Raw genomic sequence first — 21,353 nt, 5'->3', positions numbered from 1 at the left:
CGACGGACACCCTTGCCTTTGGCTAACGGGCTGGTGCTGCCTCGCCCGTAGCGGACTTTCACCGCCAAGTCAGCGCCCATGCCGGGCACACGGAAAGCGGGCGGTGCCCCGAGGGGGCACCGCCCGATCCCTGTTCTGCTGACCACGGTCACGACGCCGCCGCGTAGTTGGGCAGCTGGGATTCCACGATCCGGATGCCGTACTTCTCGCCGATGGCGATGACCTCGGCTGTCATCGCCGGCAGGCCGTTGACCTTCACGTTCAGGGGCTCGCTGGCCAGCCGGTCCAGCGTGATGACCGACCCCGGCCCCATGGACAGGATCTCGCCCAGCGGCAGCCGGGCCTTGCCCAGCTCCACGCTCAGGGTGAGCTCGATGTCCAGCAGGACCCCCCGCAGCGCGGGCGGGATCCGGAGCTGCGCCTTCGACGCGCCGGGGCCCGGCCCAGCAGGCGCCGCCGGGGCGGGCGCCGGGACGGCGGCTGCGGCCGCAGCGGCCGCTTCGAACGGCGCGGCCGGCGCCCCGAGCGGGGGGGCCGTTTCCGGGGCGGCCGGCGCCGTCCCCTTCATCTTGGCGGCGCGCGAGGCAGCCACGGCGGCGTCGAGTTCGGCCTGGGTCACGGGGCCCAGGTCTTGCACCGACTCGAACTCCGACGGGGCGCCCTCGGCATTCTGGCCGGCGGCCGGGGCGGCGGTTTCGGGCGACCCCTGTCCGCTCTGCCCATCCGCAGCCTGCTTCTCGGCGTTGTCGGCAGCCAAAAGGCTCGCCACGAGAGCGTCGATCTCGCTCTGGGACAGCTTGTTGGCCAAGGCGGCTCTCTCCTCTTCCAACATTGAGATCTTTCAATACTTCAATCGTACATGCCGGTTTCCCTGCTGGAGCCGACGGGATTTTGCAGTGACCCGTAGACAACGGCGGGATTCCGGCCTATAGTCATTTCGTCAACGCGAGTTCAGTATGACGGAAAGAAGGCGCCATAACGAGATGGAACCCTGGCGGAGAAACGTGGCGGTCCTCTGGATCGCGGTCTTCATCGCAGCATCCGCATGGACAATGGTCATGCCGTTCATGCCGGTTTTTCTGAGCGAGGACCTGGGTGTGGGGGCTGGTGTCACGGTGTGGGCCGGCCTGCTGGGCGCGGTCAACTCGGGCTTCTCGGCGCTCACCGCCCCGATCTGGGGCGCCCTGGGCGACCGCTGGGGCCGCAAGGCGATGATGGTGCGCGCCGGCATCTTCCTGGGTTCCGCCTACGTGCTGATGGCCTTCGTCCGCAACCCCTACGAGCTGCTGGGCGTCCGGGTCATGATCGGCGCCCTGACCGGGTTCATCCCGACCGCGACGGCGCTGGTGGCCACGACCACCCCGGAGCGCCACATGGGACAGGCCCTGTCGCTGGTGGCCACCGGCAATCAGGCGGGGTCGATCCTGGGGCCGATGCTGGGCGGCTTCCTGGCCGACCTGATCGGCATCCGCAATACCATGGCCCTGAGCGGCGTCGCCGTGTTCGCCGCGACGCTGCTGGTGGTGTTCGCGGTCCGGGAGCAGTTCCAGCGGCCGGCGCGGCAGCCGGCGCACTTCCTGAGCGACATGCGGCAGGTGCTGCAGGGCGGGCCGTTGATCGTGGTGCTGGCCATGTCCCTGCTCCTGCAGATGTCCCAGTCGGCGATGGAGCCGGTGCTGATCCCCCATATCCGCCAGCTCCTGGGCTCCGGCAGCCCCAACTGGATGGCCGGCGTGATCTACTCCGTGCCGGGCATCGCCTTCGTGCTGGCCGCCCCGTCGTGGGCGAGGCTCGGCGAGCGCTGGGGCTACACCACCACGGTGACCATCGGCCTGGCGGGCGGCGCGCTGTTCACACTGCCGCAGGCCCTGGTGCAGAGCGGTCTGGGCATGGGGAGCTTCCGCCTGAGTGCCGGCCTCGCGCTCGCCGCCGTCACCCCCGGCATCTCCGCCCTGATCGCCGCATCGGTCCCGCGGGAGCAGCGGGGCAAGGCCTTTGGGCTCAACCAGTCCGCGTTCAACGTCGGGGCCATGCTGGGTCCGCTCCTGGGCGGCGTGCTGGGCGACCGGGTCGGGATCCGGTGGGTCTTCCCGGCCACGGCGCTGCTGCTCCTGTTCGCCGCGGGCTGGTGCTGGTCCCTGGTGCGGGCGCGCGTCCGGCAGCACCGGGATTCGCAGCTCACCGCCTGACCGCCCCGCGCCGGCGCTCAGGGCCCGCCTCAGGCTTCGGCCTGCTCCCGCGCCGCCTGCTCGGCGGCTTCCCGCTCCCGCCGGCGCCGCCGGTGGGCTGCCAGCGCCTCCCGGACGTCCTCGTTCTCCTGCAGGAAGGACGTCAGGTCCTGAATACAGCGCACGGTGGACGGGCTGACGTGGTGCTCGATGCCCTCCACGTCGACCTCAATGACCTCTTCCGGCACGCCGATGGTGCGGAGAAACTCCGACAGCATGGTGTGCCGGTCTTTCATCTGCTCACCCAGCAGCTGCCCCGCAGGGGTGAGGACCAGCCCGCGGTAACGCTCATAATGGATATAGCCCGCCTCGGCCAGCTTCTGGACCATCTTCGTGACCGAGGACGGCTGGAGGTTCAGCTCCATGGCGATGTCGCTGACCCGGGCGTAGCCCTTCGACTGGATGAGTTCGTAGATCTTCTCGACATAATCTTCCATGCTCGGGGTAGCCATGGCCATCCTCATTTCCTGGAGCCGATTGTGTCTTTATCTTAGCATACACCGCCGTCTCCGGCCATGTCCCCGCCCTGCGGGAAGAGGTTGACGGGCGTGAAGTCGACGGCGTCGCAGGACACGAGCCGGTAGCGCACAGTGCCGTGCAGCCCCTGGTATGCCCGGTGCGGGGCGCTCGGCCCGTGCAGGTGGCCGTAGACGCAGAGCAGGACGCCGCCCCATTCCTCCAGCAGCCGGGTGAACTCCGTCGGCTCGTGGTCGTCCGCCACCGGCGGGTAGTGGAGCATCACGATGTACCGGTCCGCACCCGCCTTCCGGCCCGCCTCCAGCGAGAGCCGCAGCCGACCGACTTCCCGCCGGTAGATCTTCTCGTTGTGGGCCGGATCCTCGTCCCAGGCCCGGTCGCCGGGGGTGATCCAGCCCCGGGTGCCGCAGACTGCCACCCGCCCGTCCACCCCGGCGACGGAACCCTCGGGCAGCACCACGGCGTCATTCTGGATGAAGGAAATGGTCCGCAGCGGCAGCTCCCGCAGCTTCTTCAGGGACTGCCACCAGTAGTCGTGGTTGCCCTGGATGAGGAGCTTGCGCCCCGGCAGCCGGTCGATCTCCTGCAGGTCCGGCAGGGCCTCGTCCAGGGTCATGCCCCACGAGATGTCGCCGGGGACCAGCACGTAGTCGTCCGGGCCCACCGTGGCCTCCCAGTTCTGCAGGAAGCGCTTGGCATGGTCGGCCCAGCGGGGGCCGAAGACATCCATGGGTTTGTTGACGGCCAGACTGAGGTGGGGGTCGCCGATTGCGTAGATGGCCACGGGGGAACCTCCCTCTTGGGTGCTGGGATGGGTTGCCTCCCGCGCGGCGTGAGGGTTGCCGGCGGCGGGGCGAGGCAATCCATGCCAGTTAACTGAGTTCTAACGTATCGGAGAGGTGGCGGGCCGTCAAGGGATCGACCGGGGCGGCGGGGGGCCGCCCGGCGGGGCGACGGCTGAAATGGCTTCCAGTCTGGAACAGGAGGGGAGGCGGAGGCTGTGGAACAGTGGCAGACGGGAGGGTTCGACTTGAGCGCATACCTGCGCGGCGCGGTCACCGTGCTCCTGCTGGTGCTGCTGGGGTGCAGCCCGGCGCCGCCGCCAGGGCAGGGAACGGCGCCGGATCAGGTGGGGGGACAGGCGCAGGAACATGTGCAGAACCCGGCTCAGGAACCGGCTCAGGAACCGGCTCAGGAACCGGCTCAGGAACAGGGACAGCCGGCGCCCCGGAAGCCGGTGCGGATCGGGCTGCAGAAGGTGGTGGACGGTCTGGAGCGGCCCCTCTACGTCACCCACGCCGGGGACAGCAGCGGCAGGCTGTACATCCTGGAGCAGCCCGGCCGCGTGCGGGTGCTGGAAGGCGGCGCCCTGCTGGAGACGCCCTTCCTGGACCTGACCGACCGGGTGCTGAGCCGCGGGAACGAGCAGGGGCTCCTGGGTCTGGCCTTTGCCCCCGACTTCCGGGAGAGCGGCGTCTTCTACGTGCATTACACGGGACGGCCTGACGGGCGCACGGTGCTCTCCCGGTTCCGGCTGTTGGACGGCGACCCGCGCCGGGGCGACCCCTCCTCCGAGGAGGTGCTGCTGACCGTCGACCAGCCCTACGCCAACCACAACGGCGGCGCGCTGCTCTTCGGCCCCGACGGCTACCTCTACCTGGCCCTGGGCGACGGCGGCTCGGCCGGCGACCCGGGGAACCGGGCGCAGAGCCTGGACAGCCTGCTGGGCAAGATCCTGCGGCTGGACGTGTCGCAGCCGGGGCCGTACCGCATCCCGCCGGACAACCCCTTCGTCGGGCGTCAAGGCCGGGACGAGATCTGGGCCTACGGCCTGCGCAACCCCTGGCGGATCAGCTTTGACCGGGCCACCGGCGACCTCTGGATCGCGGACGTCGGCCAGGACGCGGTGGAGGAGGTCAACCTCCAGCCGGCGGGCAGCCCCGGCGGCGAGAACTACGGGTGGCGGGTCTGGGAGGGCTCGCGGCGGTACGGCCAGGGCGAGGCGCCGGGCGCGGTCTTTCCCGTGGCCGAGTACACCCACGCCGAGGGCGGCTGTTCGATCACCGGCGGCTACGTGTACCGGGGACAGGCCGTCACCGGCCTGGTCGGCACGTACCTCTACGGCGATTACTGCACCGGGTACATCTGGGGACTCCGCCGGCAGGACGGGGAGTGGCGGGCCGAGCGGCTCCTGGATTCCGGGCTGAACATCACCTCGTTCGGCGAGGACGAGGCCGGCGAGGTCTACGTGGTCGACCGGAACGGGGCGGTGTACCGCATCGTCGCAGCGGACTGAGCAGCAATCATGAACGGCGCCGCACAGGCTGCGCCGGGGAGGTGGTTCCCGTGGAACGGATCATGGATGTGGTGGCGGAGGCGCACAGGATCGGCGGGGCCGGCGTGCTCTGGCCGGGGTTCGATCTCGCCGCGATCCCGATTCTGCTGTACGGAACGGAGGAGGCCTGGCTCATCGGCCACCCCGCCCCGCCTGAGGGCTACGGGCACGCGGGGGAGGTGGCGGGCCGGCCGGTATACCGGGGCCCGGTGCGGCCGGAGCTGGCCGGCAACACCGCGGCGCCGGTGGGCGGTCACCTCACCGCCCTGGTCAACCTGTCGGACAGCCCCCCCACCGACCCGGGGGCCCTGGCGCGGCTGATCCTGCACGAGGCGTTCCACGTCTTCCAGCAGACCGCCTTCCCGGACCTGCCCCGGATGGACGCCGCGGCCCTGCAGGCCATGGCCGCCTATCCGGAGAACGACCCGGCCAACAACGCCATGGCCATCGTGGAGAACCGGCTCCTCGCCCGGGCGCTGGAAGGTGACCCCGCGGCCCCGGGGGCGTTTGTCTCGATGCGCCAGCACCGCCACCGGCAGCTGGTGCGGATGGACCGGGGCGACGCCGTGGTCTACGAGCAGACCGTCGAGTGGGTGGAGGGGACCCCGACGTACGTGGAACTGAAGGCGGGGGCCCCGACGGACGGCCTGGTGGAGCGGCTGCAGACGCACAACCTGGGCGGCCGCCACGCCGCCTACCGGCGCTTCTACGACACCGGGGCCGCCCAGGCGCTGCTCCTGGACCGGGTCGCCCCGGGCTGGCAGGCCCGGATTGCGGACGCGGGCGGCTGCCTGCAGCGGCTGCTGGAGGAGTCCCTGACTGAGCCGCTGCCCCCGGTGAACCAGGTGGTGGTGGCCGAGGGGCTGGCCGCTCTGCTGGAGGCGGAGCAGGAGGCGGAGGCGGAGCGGCAGGCGCGGATCGCCGCACTGCTCCGGCAGCTGGACGAGGGGCCGGGCCTGGCGGTGGAGATCCGGCTTCCGCCCGAGGTGCAGGGGCTCATGTGGGACCCCACCAACCTGCTCACCATCTCCCCGGGCCGGCGGCTCCATACCCGGTTCTGCGGGGCGGTGGGGCCGGACGGGCTGCGGGTGACCATCCATGCGCTCTGCCTGGAGGAGTGGGGGGAGAGGGGCAGGCGGTTCCGGCTGCGGCTGCCCGGGCGGCCGGAGGTCCAGCGCGGCGGGCGGCTCAGGATCGTGACCGAGGCGCTGTCGGTGGACGCGCCTTACGGACATATCGAGGAGGAGCCAGGCCTGATGCGGGTTCAACTTTGGCTCTCGAGGCGGTGAAGGCGGGGCGATCGCGGCAAGGACGCGCTGCCGCCCGAACGGCTGGAGATCTGCTGCGGGGTAGCCCGGATATGCTGGCACTGACAGGAATGCACCCGGCAGGAGGTGACGCAGGATGCCGCACATCCTCGTCGTCGACGACGAACCGGGCCTGGTGAAGGGCCTCCGGCTCAGCCTGGAGCAGGAGGGCTTCCAGGTGACCACCGCGTCCGACGGGCGGGAGGCGCTCAGCAAGTTTCGCGCGGGCGACTTTGACCTGATCGTGCTGGATCTGATGTTGCCGGGGGTGGACGGGCTCACCATCTGCCGGGAGGTGCGCGCCGCCGGCATGACGCCGATCATCATGCTCACGGCCAAGGCGGACGACATTGACAAGATCCTCGGCCTGGAACTGGGGGCCGACGACTACATCACCAAACCCTTCAACACGCGCGAGCTCATCGCCCGCATCCGGGCCGTCCTGCGCCGGGCCGAGGCGGCCTCCCGGCAGGACCGGGCCGGCCGGCTGGTGGTGGGCGACCTGGTGCTTCATCCCCGGCAGCGCCGGGCCGAGGTGGCCGGCCGGCCGCTGGAACTGACGGCCCGGGAGTACGACCTGCTGGAGCTGCTGGCCCGCCATCCCGGGGTGGTGTACACCCGCCAGGAGCTGCTGGACCTGGTGTGGGGCTACGACTTTGCCGGTGACGAGCGAACCGTCGACGTCCACGTCCGGCGCATCCGGGAGAAGCTGGAGGAGGATCCCTCCCGGCCCCGGTACCTGCGCACCAAGTGGGGCGTGGGCTACTACCTGGAGGCCGAGCCGTGAGGCGGCCGGGTCAGTGGCCGCTGGCCGTCCAGCTGGCCCTGGCGTTTGCGCTGGTCACGGTCCTGGCCCTCGGCGGCAGCGGGGCGCTCCTGCTGTACCAGACCACGGCCCGGCTGCTGGAGGAGCGGGAGGCGTCCGTCATGGCCTGGGGGCAGGCTGCAGCGGGCCTGGCGGCCGAGTACTGGGCCGATCCGCAGGAAGGCCTGACGCTGGCCTTCTACCGCTTCCACCAGCAGAGCGGGATGCGGCCGGTGGCCGTGGACGGACAGGGAGTTGTCGTCGCCGACATCACCTCGGAGACGGAGCTCCTGGGGCAGCGGCTGACGCACCCGGAGGTCCGGGACGCCCTGGCCGGCCGGGCGACGGCAGGCACCCGCCGGCTCCCCGGCGGCGAGTGGGTGATGTACGCCGGCGTGCCGGTGGTCGTGGGCGAGCGGCTGGTCGGGGCGGTGCTGGTGGCGGCGGACATCACCTCGGTGCGGGAGGCCCGGGACGACCTGCTCCGGCAGCTGGCCTGGGTGGCCGGGGCGATGGCGCTCCTGGCCGTGGGGGCGGGCGTGATGCTCGCACGCTACCTCACCCGGCCGCTGGTCCGGCTGCGGGAGGCGGTGTCGTGCCTGGCCCGCGGGCGGCTGGAGACACGGGTGGTGCCGGGCGGCAGCAGCGAGCTGCTGGACCTCGGGCGGGGGTTCAACCGCATGGCCGAGGAGTTGGGAAGGCTGGATCAGCAGCGGCGGGCGTTCGTCGCGGACGCCTCCCACGAGCTGCGCACGCCCATCGCGGCGATCCGGGCGCTGGCCGAGCCGCTGCTCAGCGACCGGCCTGTGGATCCGGCGATCTACAAGGAGCACCTGCAGGACATCGTGCACGAGTGCGACCGGGCCGGCCGGCTGGTGAACGCGCTGCTGGAGCTGGCCCGCCTGGATATGCGGGCCGGGGCCCGCCGCGCGGCGGGCGACCCGGTCGAGCTGCGCCGGCTGGTGGCGGAGGTGGTGCACGCCCTGGAGCCGCTCGCCGCCGAGCGGGGCGTGCGGCTGGAGCTGCAGCCGGGTCTGCCGGTGACGGCGCCGGCCGACCCGCAGCTGCTGGAGGCGGTGGTGGGCAACCTGGTGGAGAACGGCATCAAGTACACCCCGCGGGGCGGTTCCGTGCAGGTGGCCGTAGGCATCGGGCCGGCGGAGCCCGCACCCGGGCCGGGCGGAAGCGAGCCGGACAGCGGCGGATGGCACGGGACGGTGTCGGGGGGCGACGCGGGGGAGGCGACCCGCGGGGGTGCGCAGCCGGGCCAGGTGGCCTGGGTGACGGTGGCGGACTCGGGCATCGGCATCCCGCCCGAGCACCTGCCGCACATCTTCGACCGCTTCTACCGGGTGGACAAGGCCCGGTCGCGCGCCACCGGCGGCGCGGGACTCGGCCTGGCCATCGCGGCGGAGGCCGCAGCGCGCCTGGGCGGCCGGATCCACGTGGCGTCGAAGGTCGGCGAGGGCAGCCGGTTTACGCTGACGCTGCCGGTTTAACCGGCACGTCACACTTTCGTAAAACCTCGTCATCGGGGGGTCATACTTCACCGGTAGACTCGGTCGTGGAGATGAACCCGCGAAAGGAGCAGATGTCGATGAGCAAAGCCGGTCCAAAGGCCTTTGCCAGGGCCTTGCCCCTGATGCTGGCCGTCCTGCTGGCCGCGTCCGGCTGTGCGGGCGTGAGGCCGCAGCCGTCCCCCGAGGGCGAGGCGCCGGTTTCTCCGTCCGTGCAGGTGGATCCCCCGGTGCAGACCACGACGGTGACCGTCTTTTACCCGGACTGGCAGGTGCAGCACCTGATCCCCGAGCAGCGGCAAGTGCCCGAGGGCAGCGCCGCCGAGCTGGCCACCCGGGTGGTGGAGGAGCTGCTGGCCGGGCCGGCGGACCCGCACCTGAAGCCTGCGTTCCCCGAAGGGACGCGGCTCCTGGAGCCCGTGAAGCTGGAGGGCGGGCAGGCGACCGTGAACTTCAGCGGGGAACTCGATCAGGTGCAGGGTTCGGCGGCCGTCATGGCCGCCCTCCACTCGCTCCGCCTGAGCCTCGGCGACATTCCCGGCATCGATGAGGTCCGGATCCAGGTCAGCGGCGGTTCCGGGGGCGAGCTGGACGGCATGGTGGTGGAGACGAAGAGCCCGTACCTCTACCTGTACCCGGTGTTCCCCAACCCGGAGCGGACCCGGTACCTGCAGTCCCGGGCGGACCAGGGGCTGGACACCTGGCGGCTGGACCCGGCGGCGGTGGCCCGGTTTGAGGGGCGCATGTTCGGCTTCACGGCCGCCGAGCTCCAACAGGCCACGGTCCGGCAGGACGGCGGTCGGGCCGAAGCCTACGTGACCCGCGACGGCACCACCTACCAGTTCACGCTGGTGCGCAACCCGGCCGCCGGCGAGAAGGGCGTCTGGACCATCGACAGCCTGAACCCGATGCAGTGGCACGAGTACGACGCGGTGCCGGCCGCCGTCCGGGAGCTGGCGGACCGCTACGCAGCGACCACCATCGGCGCGGCGGTCGCCCATTCCGACCGGCTCTACCTGATCGCCTCCGTGGAGGAGGGCGAGGTGCGCATCACCTCGGCGGAGGCCGACGGCGATGCGCTGGTGGTGCGGGTGGCCGAGGATGGCGGCCAGCGGCTCTCCATCGCCTCGGTCCCCCTTCCCGGCGCTGCGCCGGACGTGGTCTTCCGCTGGGAGGCGGAGCCCACCGGGCCTGTCGCCCAGCACACGCCGGCTGAGGAATTGCCCCGGCTCTACACGGCGGAAGGGGTGGGGCACCCCGAGGTGAAGCTCACCGGCGACGCCGTGATCGCCTCGGCCGTCAGCGAGCCCGGGCGGATCGCGGTGAAGGGCTATGCCCGGCACCTCTTCGAGGCCACCGTGGTGGCCCGCATGCTGGACGGCCAGGGGCAGGAGGTGGCGGTCGCCCACGCCACCGCCGCGGCGGCCATGTGGAACTGGGGGGAGTTCACCATCGTGCTGGAGCACCATGCTCCGCCCGGCGAGTACCGGGTGGAGGTGGGCGACTACAGCATGCGGGACGGCGTCTGGCAGCCGCGGGCGGTGACGTACGTGACCGTGAGGTGAACGGGCTGCGCGTGGGGCCGGCCTGAGGATTCTCGTGCCAGGTGAATCCGCAGAACGGGGCTGTCCCAAGAGCAGATGACTCTGCTTGGGGCAGCCCCGTCCGTTTTCGCTCAGAATGGTGATCTCCGGAAGCAAGTTCACCTTGTCACGGTTCATCCCAGGGCATGGGCCGGTAGGCCTGGCACTGGGGGGACTTCCTGCCCGGGTACGGGCGGCCGAACGAGCGGCCGCACGGACACTTCTGGGGGGTGTTCGGGTTGCGCAGGACGCGAAAGCGCGGCGGCTTGAGGGCCGGCCCGTAATCGAGCCGGCTTCCTTTCAGGACCGGGTAGACCTCCGGCTCCAGCAGCACCCGCGCGCCGGAGGCCTCGACCACCATGTCCCCCGGCCGAGGTCGTCGATGACGAAGTGGTAGTAGGTGCCGCAGCAGCCCCCGGGCAGCAGCCGGATGCGCAGTCCGCGCCCGTCGGCGCCGCCTGTCAGTTCCAGGATCTTCTGTGCGGCGCTCTCCGTCAGAATCACGCGCACTCCCCCCATCCGCTGACCCGGGCCGGCAGGGGCTCGCCGGCCGAGGTCGGGGTGTGATCACTCCCGGACCGGGAGCGTCCACGTCTCGTCGAGCACCAGCGTGGCCGAAGGGTGCACGTAGCGGACGATCAGCCGCTCGGACCGGCGGAAGCTCTCGGGCAGTTCGTCCCACCACATGGCCGCCACCCGCTCCCGCACGTCCTTCCCGTCCGGGCCCTCGTACACCAGGCCGCCGAACCCGCCGAGGTTGGTCATCACCTCACCGTCGTCGTTGACGATTTCGAACCCGGGGCCCAGGTCTGGCGGGATGCCGCGCCCGCCCATGTGGAGGGAGGACTTCACGTACGGGGCCTTCCGCTTGGGGGTGCGCTGCTCGATGGCCACGCCGCTGTCATCGGCGTGGGTGCTGACCAGTTCGCTGTCGTAGAACGGCAAGCTCACCTGGTCCTCGGGGTCCATCGGGCGGTCGTCGGCGGGCGCCGGTTCCCGGTACTTGGCCCAGTTCACCGGCCACTCCAGCACCTGGTCGGTGACGAAGTCGATGGCGTGCAGTCGGAGTTCGACCGGCGCCGGCCACCGGTCCGGCCCGTCGTAGCTGAGGGTGAACCGGTAGCGCCCCGGCTCACCGGCCGGCTCCAGCGCATAGTACCCGCCCTCCAGTTCCTGGTTGCCGATCACCAGGGTGGCGTACAGCCTCGGATCCCGCTCCCCCGCCGGGAGGGAGATGGTCCCGGTCAGCCGGGTCTCGCCGACGCCCACCTCAAGCGCATCCAGGGCCAGGGTTCGCCCCAGCCAGGTGTGCTGGTGTCGCCACGGGATGACCTCCGGCGGCGGCTCGGCGAGATACGCCTCATTCCAGGGCAGCAGGATCTCCAGGTCCTCCCAGAAGGTGTTGTCGGTCCCGAGGTGCTGCGGGCCTGACCGGGGATCCAGCCGCATCCACTGGCGAAGCACCAGCCGCAGACGGGACCGGCCGGGGTACGGCTCAACCCGGTTGAAGATCAGGACGCTGTGAAACCCTTCCGGCGAAACCCCGCCCCAGTCGGCCAGACGGTTCCAGGGGGTGCGGCCGTCGTCCAGGATCCGGTCGGGGTTGTCGTCGCGCAACAAGGCCTCCACCGGGAACCAGTACCTGTCCTCCGGCGCGGTCACGGTGTAGAGCACGTAGACCTGCCGGCTGCTGAACCAGGCCTTTTCCACGGTGATGGCGGCGTCGGTGCGGGGAATCCGTTCCGTGACCCCGACGTCCATCACCAGCCCGTGGGCCGTGGCCCGGTCCCAGCCCGGGATGGCCTGCCGGGCCAGCTCCTCCGCGCCGGCCACCCGCTGCGGGATCCGCTGCCGGTCGTGGAGGCTTTGGCGGCCGGCGACGTAGCCCAGGCTGCCGGTCGCGACCAGGAGCGCCACCACCGCGGCCAGCCCGGCGTACAGCAGGCGGCTCAACCGCCGGAAAAAGGCCCGGGCGGGCCGCTCCACCCGGGGCAGATCCGTCGGGGCGGGCGGGGGGTGCTGGATCCCGGCCGCCCGCAGCCGCTCCCGGCAGGCGGGGCAGGCGGCGGCGTGCTGCTCCAGCAGTTGGCGGGTGGCCGGCGAGAGCAGGTCGTCGGCGTAGAGCGGCAGCAGGTCTTCGGTCAGGGTGCAGAGGTCGATCTGCACCGGTCTCACCCCCCTTCGAGCCTGAGATACGCTTCCTTGAGCATGCGGCGGGCCCGGAAGCAGGTGACACGGGCCCAGGTCTCCGATCCGCCCAGCACCTGGCCGACTTCCGCGTAGCGCAGCCCCTCGTACTCCCGCAGGATCAGGGCCTCCCGGTACGCCTCCGGCAGGCTCGCCAGGGCGCGGGCCAGCCGCAGGCGTTCCTCGCGCGCCTCAACGGCCTGGTCAGGCGGCGCGCACGGGAGGGACGGCGCGGCGGTGGGCGGCTTTCGCGCCTTCCTCGCCTCACGGAGGGCCCCATGGAAGCGGGACAACGCGACGGCGCCGGCCGCCGGGCTCTGTCCAGACGATGCCCCATTCGTGCTCGGGCGCGCTCAGCGCCCCGGCTGTGGTCGGGGGCGGACCAGCGCTCACCAGGTGCCGCACCCGCTGCGTGCCGCGGTTCCCCCTGTATCACCGGAACATGTCCGGGTTCGCCCACGTGGCGGAATAGCTGAGTGGAATCTGGTAGGACCGAACCGTCCGGAACTGGCCGGGCCCCTGGTAGGTGGCGCGGTAGATGATCATGCCGCCGTCCCGCCGGTAGACGATGAACACGCCCGGGCCTTCCCGGTCCAGGATCACGTCCAGCTTCCCCAGTTGAACCCAATCGGAGAACAGGTACGTCCGGGTGCCGTCCGGCTCCTCCACGTAGACGTGCCAGGGGTGGCCGTCGTCCCAGCCGAACTCCTTCCGGTCCTCCATCCAGAAGGCGTTGGTGGTGACCGATACCCGCTCCTCCACGCCGTCGTTGTCCAGGTCGGCGGAGAGGACCTGGTGGTACTCCCACCCGGGTTCACCCCCCACCGCCGGCGGAAAGCGCGGGTTGATGAGATTGACCTCCCGCTCCTCAGGGGACAGCCGGTCCGCCAGGTTCTGATTGCGGAATTCCAGTTCCTTCACCTTGGCGTCGAGTTCTGCGACCCTGGCTTCGAGTTCCCTGTTCTCCGCTTCCAGCCGCTGGTTGACCGCTGTGAGCTCAGCCACCTGTGCGCTCAGTTCCTCCACCTCCATGCTGGTTCCCGGTGGCGGCGGTGGAGAGGTGCAGGCGACGAACACGGCGGCGGTTGCGGCGAGGAGAGTGGCGACAGATGCACGGCGCACGGCGTTCACCTCGCATGTAGGACGGAGAATTCTAACGAGTGGTCGCGTGTACCCCCTGGAGCATCCGCCCACCTCTTCCTTGACACCGCCCTACGCATGTCTGTATAATCGCTGGTAGTCCAACCCGAGGACGGGGAAGACGGGTCCCAGGAGCCGCGCACCAGAGAGGGCGCCCCTCGGCTGAAAGGGCGCCTGCGCAGGCGGGATGCCGCAGCCACCCCTGAGGGGCCCACCGAGGCGGAGCTTCCGCGGTAGGCTGGGACGGCCGCCATGCCGATATCACTGGAGAGAGATGGCCGCCGGGGGCCCGGCGGTCAAGCAGGGTGGTACCGCGACGGCAGCAAGCCCTCGCCCCTGACGCTTCCTGAGGCGTCGGAGGCGGGGGTTCTCAGTTTTCAAGGGGGGTTTCGACACCATGCCCAAGTACATGACGAGCGCCGAGATCCGGCAGAAGTTCATCGACTTCTTCAAGTCCAAGGGCCACGTCCACGTGCCCAGCTCGTCCCTGGTGCCGCACAACGATCCGACGCTGCTCTTCACCAACGCCGGCATGAACCAGTTCAAGGACACCTTCCTCGGCCTGGAGAAGCGGGAGTACACCCGGGCCGTCACCGCCCAGAAGTGCGTGCGGGCCGGCGGCAAGCACAACGACCTGGACGAGGTCGGCTTCACCGCCCGGCATCACACCTTCTTCGAGATGCTGGGCAACTTCAGCTTCGGCGACTACTTCAAGGAGGACGCCCTGGCCTACGCCTGGGAGTTCATCACCAGCCCCGAGTGGCTGGGGCTGCCCAAGGACCGGCTGTGGGTCTCCATCTACAAGGACGACGAACAGGCCTTCGACGTCTGGCACAACAAGGTGGGCGTGCCCGCGGACCGCATCGTGCGGCTGGGCGAGAAGGACAACTTCTGGCGCATGGGCGACACCGGCCCGTGCGGCCCCTGCTCCGAGATCTTCTGGGACATGGGGCCCGAGTACGCCTGCGACCACCCCGACGGCTGCCGCATCGACACCTGCGGCTGCGACCGGTGGCGGGAGTTCTGGAACAACGTGTTCATGCAGTACAATCAGACGCCGGAGGGGCTGGTGCCGCTGGAGCGCACCGGCGTCGACACGGGCCTCGGGCTGGAGCGGATGGCCACCATCATGCAGGGGGTCTGGTCCAACTGGGACATCGACCTCTGGCAGCCGATCTTCGCCCGCATCCACGAGCTCTCCGGGAAGAAGTACGAGGGCGAAGGGCCCGAGGCGGTGGCGTTCCGGGTGATCGCCGACCACGCCCGCTGCTGCACCTTCCTCATCGCCGACGGCGTGCGGTTCAGCAACGAGGGCCGCGGCTACGTGATGCGCCGCATCCTCCGCCGGGCCGTGCGGTTCGGGCGTGTCCTGGGCTTCGCCGAACCCTTCATCTGGAAGGTGGCCGGGGCGGTGGCCGACGTCATGGGCGACGCCTACCCCGAGGTGCGGGAGCGGCTGCCCGTCATCCAGGACGAGCTGCGCCGGGAGGAGGAGCGGTTTCTGCGCACCCTGGAGCAGGGCATGAACCGGCTGGAGGAGATCCTGGCGCGGATGCGCCAGAAGGGCGAGACGGTCATCTCCGGCCAGGACGCCTTCGTCCTGTACGACACCTACGGTTTCCCGCTGGACATCGTGCGGGACGTCGCCCGGGAGCAGGGCTTCACCGTCGACGAGCAGGGCTACCAGGCCGCCATGGCCGAGCAGCGGGCCCGGGCGCGGGCGGCCCGGGACGTCTCGTACATCACCGAGGTCCAGAGCCGAATCGCGGGCCACCTGGAGGGCGTCGCGCCGACCCGGTTCGTGGGGTACACCGAGCTGGCCGGCGAGGGCCGGGTGCTGGCCGTGTTCGACCAGGAGGGCAACGCCACCGGCGCGGGCGAGGGCTCGTCGGTGATCATCGTCCTCGACCGGACGCCGTTCTACGCCGAGGGCGGCGGCCAGGTGGGCGACACCGGCCAGATCGTCGCCCCGGGGCTGCGGGTGGAGGTGGAGGACTGCCGCAAGCTGCCCTCGGGCCACCACCTGCATTACGGCACCGTGCAGGAGGGCTTCCTGGAGGTGGGCCAGCAGGTCGAGGCCAGGGTGGACGCGCGCAAGCGGAAGGACACGCAGAAGAACCACACCGCGACGCACCTCCTGCACAAGGCCCTGCGGGAGGTGCTGGGCACCCACGTCCAGCAGGCGGGCTCGCTGGTGGCGCCGGACCGGCTGCGGTTTGACTTCACCCACACCGGCCCCATGACCCCGGAGCAGATCGCCGCGGTGGAGGAAATGATCAACGCCGAGATCGAGGCCGCGGAGCCGGTGACCTGGACCGAGATGCCGCTGGACGAGGCCAGGGCCCTCGGGGCGATGGCGCTGTTCGGCGAGAAGTACGGCGAGATCGTGCGGGTGGTTTCCGTCGGCGACGGCTGGTCCCGGGAACTCTGCGGCGGCTGCCACGTCAGTAATACCAGCGAGGTCCAGTACTTCAAGATCCTCTCCGAGTCGGGCATCGGCGGGGGCGTGCGCCGCATCGAGGCGGTGACCGGCCCCGGTGTGATCCGGCACCTGGAGGAGGCGCAGGCCAGGGCCGTGGAGGCGCAGGAGCAGCTGCGCAGCCGCATGAAGGAGATGGAGAAGGAGCTGGAGCAGCTGCGGGCCAAGCTGGCGGCCAGCCAGACCGACAGCCTGGTGGAGCGGGCCCAGGAGGTGGGCGGCGTCAAGGTCGTCGCCGGCACGGCGCCGGTGGCCACGATGGAGGACCTGCGCAACATGACGGATGCCATCCGCGCCAAGCTGGGCTCCGGGGTGGTCGTCCTCGGCGCGGTGACCAGCGAGGGCAAGGTCAACCTCGTGGCCGCGGTGACGAAGGACCTGGCGGGGCGCGTCCACGCAGGCAACCTCATCAGGGAGGTCGCCCGGATCTGCGGCGGCGGCGGCGGCGGGCGGCCCGACATGGCCACCGCCGGCGGCAAGAACCCGGAGCGGCTGGGCGAGGCCCTGAACGCCGTGCCGGGCCTGGTGGGCAGCCAGCTCGGTCTGTAGGCGTCCCCGCAAGGAGGAAGGCGCATGGCGGGTGTGATCTGGGGCGAGAAGGCGGGGATCCGCCCCCTCCGCCCCACGGATGCCGGCACCCTGTACCGGTTCATGACCGATCCCGAGGTCGCCGATCTGCTATACGAGGAGAAGGCGGGGCCGGTTCCCGGCCCCGCGCTCCTGGCGTTCAACGTGTGGCTGAACCAGCTTGCCGCGCGGCCGGAATGGGCTATCGTCGACGAGCGGGAGCGGTTCATCGGCGTTGTGCGGCTGTGGCGGGTGAGCGAGCGGAACCGGTCGGCCATGCTGACCATCTTCATCGGCGAACGGAGCTGCTGGGGACGGGGCTACGGCACCGACGCCCTCCGACTGGTGCTGCGGCAGGCCTTCGGGCCGATGGACCTGCACCGGGTGGAGCTGCACGTCTTCGACTTCAACAAGCGGGCCATCCGCGCGTACGAGAAGGCGGGGTTCGTCCACGAAGGGGTCCGGCGCCAGGCCCTGCGCCGGGGCAGTCGCTACCACGACATCCTGGTGATGGGCATCACCCGGCGGGAGTTCTACGCCCGGGAACAGCAGCGGGCGGCGGCCCGGGACCAGGGAGCGTCCCTGGAATAGGGCACCTCCCGGGGGAGGGAGACTACCGCCGATGCCCGGGGCAAGAGGATTCATGAGATCGGACAGAGAATACGCACTAAGAAGACAGGCAGACCGCACGGGTCCATCCTGTTCAGGAAGGCGGTGTTCCCATGCCAGGAACCAGCGACAAGACCGTATACTGGCGGAACAAGCCGGAAGACCGGAACCCGGGTGAAGTGCTGCAGAAGGTCTATGCGGCACTGAAGGAGAAGGGGTACAGCCCCATCGACCAGATCGTCGGCTATCTGCTCTCCGGGGATCCGACCTACATCACCAGTCACATGGGCGCGCGGAACCTGATCCGCCGCATCGAGCGCGACGAGCTCCTGGAGGAGCTGGTCCGCAGCTACCTGGAGAAGCTGGAGGAGTAGGGCGGTTTTCTCAACTGCAGACAGTGCGGGGCGCCCAGGGGGCGCCCCGTTTCGCGCGCATCGATTCGCCGAAGCCTAGATGAAGAGGAACCGCTTCGCCCCGCCGTGCCCGTGCACGACGACGGGACGGGAGCAGAGGTCCGACTTCGGGTCATCGTCCCGGTGGTCGCAGCGGCGGCGCCGGCTGCGGCGGCACCGCCCGCGATCGTGCCCGTCCCAATCGCCGTCCCAGTCGTCGTGCAGGTCGCACCGGCGCTTCCGGTCGAAGCGTCGCCGGCGGTCGCCGCGGCAACGGCAGGGGCACTGGCAGTCGCAGTTCCAGTCCCAATCCCAATCCCAATCGTGGCCTGAGCAGTGCCAGCACATGTCCGGCGACGCCTCCCCGCACTGAAGTGGGGCCGGGACAGGCTCGGCCCCGGGCTATGGTATGAAGCGGGGCGGCAGCACGTGACAGAACGCGGCGGGACGCCCCCGACCGGACAGGGGCGTCCCGGAAGAATGACCTGCTCCATCTCAGTGGGCGGGCTGGGCCGGTTCCGAGATCGAGGAGAGGGCCTCCCCGGCCTCGTCGACGTGGATCCGCTCCGTCGCCAGGTCCCCCAGGGCCACCACGCCCACCAGGCGGCCGCCGTCGACCACGCAGAGCCGCCGGATCTGCTTATCCGCCATCAGGTCGGCGGCCGCGTGGGCGTCGGTGTCGGGACCGACGGTGACGGCCGGGCTGGTCATGCACTCCCGCGCCGTGGTGGTGCGGATGTCCCGCCCCCTGGCCACGGCCCGCAGCACGATGTCGCGGTCGGTGATCACCCCGGCTACCCGGCCGCCGTCGACGACGGGCACGAAGCCGCAGTCGGCCTCTTCCATGATGCGGGCCACTTCGGACACGGGCGTGTCGGGCGCGCAGGTGCGGACGTCCGTTGTCATCAGGTCGCGCAGACGCAAACCAAATGCACCTCCGGTTTACTCGCTGCCCATAGAGTGATTCAGCGTCGGGGGAGATATGCTATTGCAAAGCCGGCGCCGGCGCGGTACACTCCGGGGGGAGTTGGCATTGGTCCTGCCACTGCGTGACAGTCCAGCGGTACGCAGACGCCCGTGGGTCAACTGGGCGCTCATCGCCCTCAACTTCGCCGTCTTCCTCCTGGAGATGGCCAGCCCGGTGACGGGCGAGTGGCTCATCGGGAACTTCGCCCTCCGGCCGACCGCGCTGCTCAGCCCGGACGCCTGGGCGGCGAGCGGGGGATGGCCGCTGGTGACCCTCTTCACCTCGGCCTTCCTGCACGGTTCCTGGGGCCACGTGCTGGGCAACATGCTCTACCTCTGGATCTTCGGGGACAACCTGGAGGACCGGCTGGGCCACGGGCGGTACCTGCTGTTCTACGTGCTGTGCATCGCCCTGGCCAACCTGGCGCACGCGGTGGCCAACCCGACCTCGCCGATCCCGACGATCGGCGCCTCGGGCGCCGTGGCCGGGGTGCTGGGAGGATACATCCTCAGCTTCCCGCGGGCCCGGGTGCTGGCCCTCGTGCCCATCGGCGCCTTCGTCCCGGCCGTCCGGGTGCCGGCCTGGGTGTTCCTCGGGCTCTGGTTCTTCGTGCAGCTGGCCAGCGGCCTGGCGCCGATCTGGCTGCATGACCTCACCCAGACGGTCGCCTTCTGGGCGCACATCAACGGCTTCCTGAGCGGCGTGGCCCTGGCGCAGTTGCTCTCGCCGCGGCAGGAGAAGGCGGAAGAACCGAGGTGAGCATGGAATGCGCATCGGCGGGCTTGACGTCGGCGAGAAGACCATCGGCGTGGCGCTGTCCGACGAGCTGGGTCTTACGGCCCAGGCGCTGGAGGTCATCCGCCGCCGGTCGCTGGAGCAGGATCTGGCCCGCCTGGACGAGATCGCCCGGCATTACGGCGTCGTGCGCTGGGTGGTCGGCATGCCCCGGAACATGAACGGCACCTACGGGCCCCGGGCCGAGCTCACCCGAGCGTTCATGGAGCGCCTGGCCGGCCACAGCGGCCTCCCGGTGGAGGCCTGGGACGAACGGCTGTCCACGATGGCGGCGGAGCGGGTGCTGCTGGAGGCCGACGTCAGCCGGGCCCGGCGGCGGAAGGTCATCGACAAGATGGCCGCGGCGGTGATCCTGCAGGGGTATCTGGACGCCCGGGCCGCCCGTCCGCCCGAAAGTTTCGTTTGACAGGGTAACCGGGCTGCATTAGAATGAGGAATATCTTGGGGATCGGAGTGATTGCCATGAGCCACGATCACGAGCATGAGCACGATGACGAGATCATCGTTCTGACGGACGAGGAAGGCAACGAGCACGAGTTTTCCATTGTTCAGGTGATCACCGTCGACGGCAAGGACTACGCCATCCTGCTGCCCATCGAGGAAGGCGAGGAGGCGGAGGAGGCCGTCATCATGCGCATCGACGAGGAGGACGGCGAGGACGTCCTGGTCGAGATCGAGTCCGAGGAGGAGTTCGACCGGGTCGCCGATGCGTGGGAAGAGATGCTGGACGACGAGGAGTTCGAAGAGGAGTCCGAGAAGTAGCCGCCAACGAGCCCTCCGAACAGGAGGGCTCTTTCTTATGGCGAATAGTGAAGAGACGCAGGCTATCTCTGGAGGGATGAACGCGCTTGTCGAACGCAGCCAAGGCGGTCCGACTGGTTCTCGCCCTGCTGATCCTGCTGGCCGCGCTCGGGGGCGCCGCCTACGGCGGCCTGCGCTGGGCGCTCGCCCGCCTGGAGCCGGCGGACCCGACCGCGGGGCTTCTGGAGGTCGAGATCCCGTCCGGCGCCACCACCACCGACGTCGCGCAGATCCTGGCGGAACATGGCATCATCCGTGATCCGGCTGTCTTTCGGTATTACGTGCGCTACCGGGAGCTGGACGGCCAGATCGTCTCAGGCCGGTACGAGCTCTCGGCCGCGATGTCCGCGGACCAGATCCTGACCAAGCTGGTGAACGGCGAGGTGGTCGTGCGCCGCTTCACGATCCCGGAGGGGCTGACGGTGGAGATGATGGCCGACCTGCTGGCCGAGGCGCAGGTCGTGGACCGCGAGGCCTTCCTGGACGCCGCGCTGGCCGCGGCGGCGGAGAACCCCTACCTCCCGGAGGACGTCGAGCTGATTCAGCCAATGGAGGGCTACCTGTTCCCCGCCACGTATCAGTACCACTCGGGCATCACCGCCGAGGAGGTGGTGGCGATGCTCATGGCGCGCTTCGAGGCCGTCTGGACGCCCGAGTTGCTGGCCCGAGCCGACGAGATGGGCCTTTCGGTGCACGAGGTGACCACCCTGGCGTCCATCGTCGAGACGGAGGCGCGCGTGGCGGCGGAGCAGCCGCAGATCGCGGGCGTGTACCTGAACCGGCTGGCCGTGGGCATGCCGCTGCAGGCCGACCCGACCGTGTACTACGCCCTGGGGCTGCCCCGATCCGAGGCGCTGTCCTACGACGACCTGGAGGTCGACTCCCCCTACAACACGTACCGATACCCCGGCCTGCCCCCGGGGCCCATCGCCGCCCCCGGCGAAGGGGCGATCCGTGCGGTGCTCTACCCCGCCACCCACGACTACTACTACTTCGTCGCCAAGAACGACGGCTCCGGCGAGCACTACTTCGCCACCACGTACGCGGAGCATCTGGAGAACGTCGACCGGGCGGAGGCCAACCTGGCGGAACAGGGGCCGTAACGCCCCGGCCACCGCCGGTCCGCGGACCGGCCGGCAGGGGCCAAGCCGCGCGACGAACCGG

General features: G+C 70.4%; 21 protein-coding genes. 13 read left to right on the top strand and 8 right to left on the bottom strand.

The genetic code is table 11. From position 1 onward, the window contains the following. Positions 1 to 148: 148 nt before the first annotated feature. Positions 149 to 808: a flagellar motor switch protein FliN gene (gene fliN, locus STH_RS17270; protein WP_050742222.1), complete on the bottom strand. Its 660-nt coding sequence runs from the start codon at positions 806 to 808 to the stop codon at positions 149 to 151. Positions 809 to 983: 175 nt separating this feature from the next. Here fliN and STH_RS10105 point away from each other — a divergent pair, with 175 nt between their 5' ends. After that, positions 984 to 2,189 carry an MFS transporter gene (locus STH_RS10105; protein ID WP_043713884.1) on the top strand — a complete coding sequence of 402 codons (1,206 nt, stop codon included), beginning with the start codon at positions 984 to 986 and terminating at the stop codon, positions 2,187 to 2,189. Positions 2,190 to 2,218: 29 nt separating this feature from the next. Here the strand turns inward: STH_RS10105 and mntR are convergent, their stop codons facing one another. Both mntR and STH_RS10095 read right to left on the bottom strand, forming a co-directional pair. Beyond that, complete coding sequence (gene mntR / locus STH_RS10100; protein ID WP_011196138.1) at positions 2,219 to 2,680, bottom strand: transcriptional regulator MntR; 462 nt, start codon at positions 2,678 to 2,680, stop codon at positions 2,219 to 2,221. Positions 2,681 to 2,718: 38 nt separating this feature from the next. Further along, positions 2,719 to 3,489: a metallophosphoesterase gene (locus tag STH_RS10095; RefSeq protein WP_011196137.1), complete on the bottom strand. Its 771-nt coding sequence runs from the start codon at positions 3,487 to 3,489 to the stop codon at positions 2,719 to 2,721. Between the two features lie 246 nt (positions 3,490 to 3,735). On the opposite strand from STH_RS10095, the gene STH_RS10090 reads away from it, so the two are divergent. From STH_RS10090 to STH_RS10070, 5 genes are all read left to right on the top strand, one after another. After that, a complete protein-coding gene (locus tag STH_RS10090) occupies positions 3,736 to 5,001 on the top strand; it encodes a PQQ-dependent sugar dehydrogenase (RefSeq protein ID WP_197525157.1) in 1,266 nt (421 codons plus the stop codon). 50 nt (positions 5,002 to 5,051) lie between these two features. Then, positions 5,052 to 6,329 carry a hypothetical protein gene (locus STH_RS10085; RefSeq protein WP_011196135.1) on the top strand — a complete coding sequence of 426 codons (1,278 nt, stop codon included), beginning with the start codon at positions 5,052 to 5,054 and terminating at the stop codon, positions 6,327 to 6,329. Positions 6,330 to 6,444: 115 nt separating this feature from the next. Then, positions 6,445 to 7,134: a response regulator transcription factor gene (locus STH_RS10080; RefSeq protein ID WP_011196134.1), complete on the top strand. Its 690-nt coding sequence runs from the start codon at positions 6,445 to 6,447 to the stop codon at positions 7,132 to 7,134. Next, the gene (locus STH_RS19715) at positions 7,131 to 8,651 is read left to right on the top strand and encodes a sensor histidine kinase (RefSeq protein ID WP_011196133.1); all 1,521 of its coding nucleotides are present in this window, start codon (positions 7,131 to 7,133) and stop codon (positions 8,649 to 8,651) included. The genes STH_RS10080 and STH_RS19715 overlap by 4 nt, the downstream gene beginning before the upstream one ends. Before the next feature lie 98 nt (positions 8,652 to 8,749). Beyond that, positions 8,750 to 10,234: a GerMN domain-containing protein gene (locus tag STH_RS10070; protein ID WP_043713883.1), complete on the top strand. Its 1,485-nt coding sequence runs from the start codon at positions 8,750 to 8,752 to the stop codon at positions 10,232 to 10,234. A 318-nt stretch (positions 10,235 to 10,552) separates the two neighbouring features. Here the strand turns inward: STH_RS10070 and STH_RS19020 are convergent, their stop codons facing one another. The 4 genes from STH_RS19020 to STH_RS10050 form a co-directional block, all read right to left on the bottom strand. Then, a complete protein-coding gene (locus tag STH_RS19020) occupies positions 10,553 to 10,756 on the bottom strand; it encodes a hypothetical protein (RefSeq protein WP_162467800.1) in 204 nt (67 codons plus the stop codon). A gap of 63 nt (positions 10,757 to 10,819) precedes the next feature. Next, entirely contained in the window at positions 10,820 to 12,418 is a 1,599-nt protein-coding gene (locus STH_RS10060; protein WP_043713882.1) for a zf-HC2 domain-containing protein, read from the bottom strand. A 5-nt stretch (positions 12,419 to 12,423) separates the two neighbouring features. Beyond that, complete coding sequence (locus tag STH_RS10055; protein WP_011196129.1) at positions 12,424 to 12,732, bottom strand: RNA polymerase sigma factor; 309 nt, start codon at positions 12,730 to 12,732, stop codon at positions 12,424 to 12,426. A 139-nt stretch (positions 12,733 to 12,871) separates the two neighbouring features. Continuing rightward, positions 12,872 to 13,561 (bottom strand): TMF family protein, encoded by a 690-nt coding sequence (locus tag STH_RS10050; RefSeq protein WP_011196128.1) that lies wholly within the window; start codon positions 13,559 to 13,561, stop codon positions 12,872 to 12,874. A gap of 427 nt (positions 13,562 to 13,988) precedes the next feature. On the opposite strand from STH_RS10050, the gene alaS reads away from it, so the two are divergent. The 3 genes from alaS (at position 13,989) to STH_RS10035 (ending at position 17,608) form a co-directional block, all read left to right on the top strand. Then, positions 13,989 to 16,607, top strand: a complete 2,619-nt coding sequence (gene alaS, locus STH_RS10045; protein ID WP_011196127.1) for an alanine--tRNA ligase — start codon at positions 13,989 to 13,991, stop codon at positions 16,605 to 16,607. 24 nt (positions 16,608 to 16,631) lie between these two features. Further along, positions 16,632 to 17,216, top strand: a complete 585-nt coding sequence (locus tag STH_RS10040; protein WP_050742221.1) for a GNAT family N-acetyltransferase — start codon at positions 16,632 to 16,634, stop codon at positions 17,214 to 17,216. A 131-nt stretch (positions 17,217 to 17,347) separates the two neighbouring features. Then, the gene (locus STH_RS10035; protein ID WP_011196125.1) at positions 17,348 to 17,608 is read left to right on the top strand and encodes an IreB family regulatory phosphoprotein; all 261 of its coding nucleotides are present in this window, start codon (positions 17,348 to 17,350) and stop codon (positions 17,606 to 17,608) included. A gap of 513 nt (positions 17,609 to 18,121) precedes the next feature. On the opposite strand, the gene STH_RS10025 is transcribed toward STH_RS10035, so the two are convergent. Beyond that, complete coding sequence (locus tag STH_RS10025) at positions 18,122 to 18,550, bottom strand: CBS domain-containing protein (RefSeq protein WP_011196123.1); 429 nt, start codon at positions 18,548 to 18,550, stop codon at positions 18,122 to 18,124. A 109-nt stretch (positions 18,551 to 18,659) separates the two neighbouring features. On the opposite strand from STH_RS10025, the gene STH_RS10020 reads away from it, so the two are divergent. The 4 genes from STH_RS10020 (at position 18,660) to mltG (ending at position 21,292) form a co-directional block, all read left to right on the top strand. Beyond that, a complete protein-coding gene (locus STH_RS10020) occupies positions 18,660 to 19,352 on the top strand; it encodes a rhomboid family intramembrane serine protease (protein WP_011196122.1) in 693 nt (230 codons plus the stop codon). A gap of 7 nt (positions 19,353 to 19,359) precedes the next feature. Continuing rightward, positions 19,360 to 19,794 (top strand): Holliday junction resolvase RuvX, encoded by a 435-nt coding sequence (gene ruvX / locus STH_RS10015; protein WP_011196121.1) that lies wholly within the window; start codon positions 19,360 to 19,362, stop codon positions 19,792 to 19,794. Between the two features lie 56 nt (positions 19,795 to 19,850). Then, positions 19,851 to 20,150: a DUF1292 domain-containing protein gene (locus STH_RS10010; RefSeq protein WP_011196120.1), complete on the top strand. Its 300-nt coding sequence runs from the start codon at positions 19,851 to 19,853 to the stop codon at positions 20,148 to 20,150. A gap of 86 nt (positions 20,151 to 20,236) precedes the next feature. Continuing rightward, positions 20,237 to 21,292 carry an endolytic transglycosylase MltG gene (gene mltG / locus STH_RS10005; RefSeq protein ID WP_011196119.1) on the top strand — a complete coding sequence of 352 codons (1,056 nt, stop codon included), beginning with the start codon at positions 20,237 to 20,239 and terminating at the stop codon, positions 21,290 to 21,292. Positions 21,293 to 21,353: the final 61 nt, after the last annotated feature.

The organism is Symbiobacterium thermophilum IAM 14863, assembly GCF_000009905.1.
GTDB lineage: Bacteria > Bacillota > Sulfobacillia > Symbiobacteriales > Symbiobacteriaceae > Symbiobacterium > Symbiobacterium thermophilum.
The sequence above is the reverse complement of the archived record's forward strand: the minus strand, read 5'-3'. Positions and strand labels throughout refer to the sequence as shown.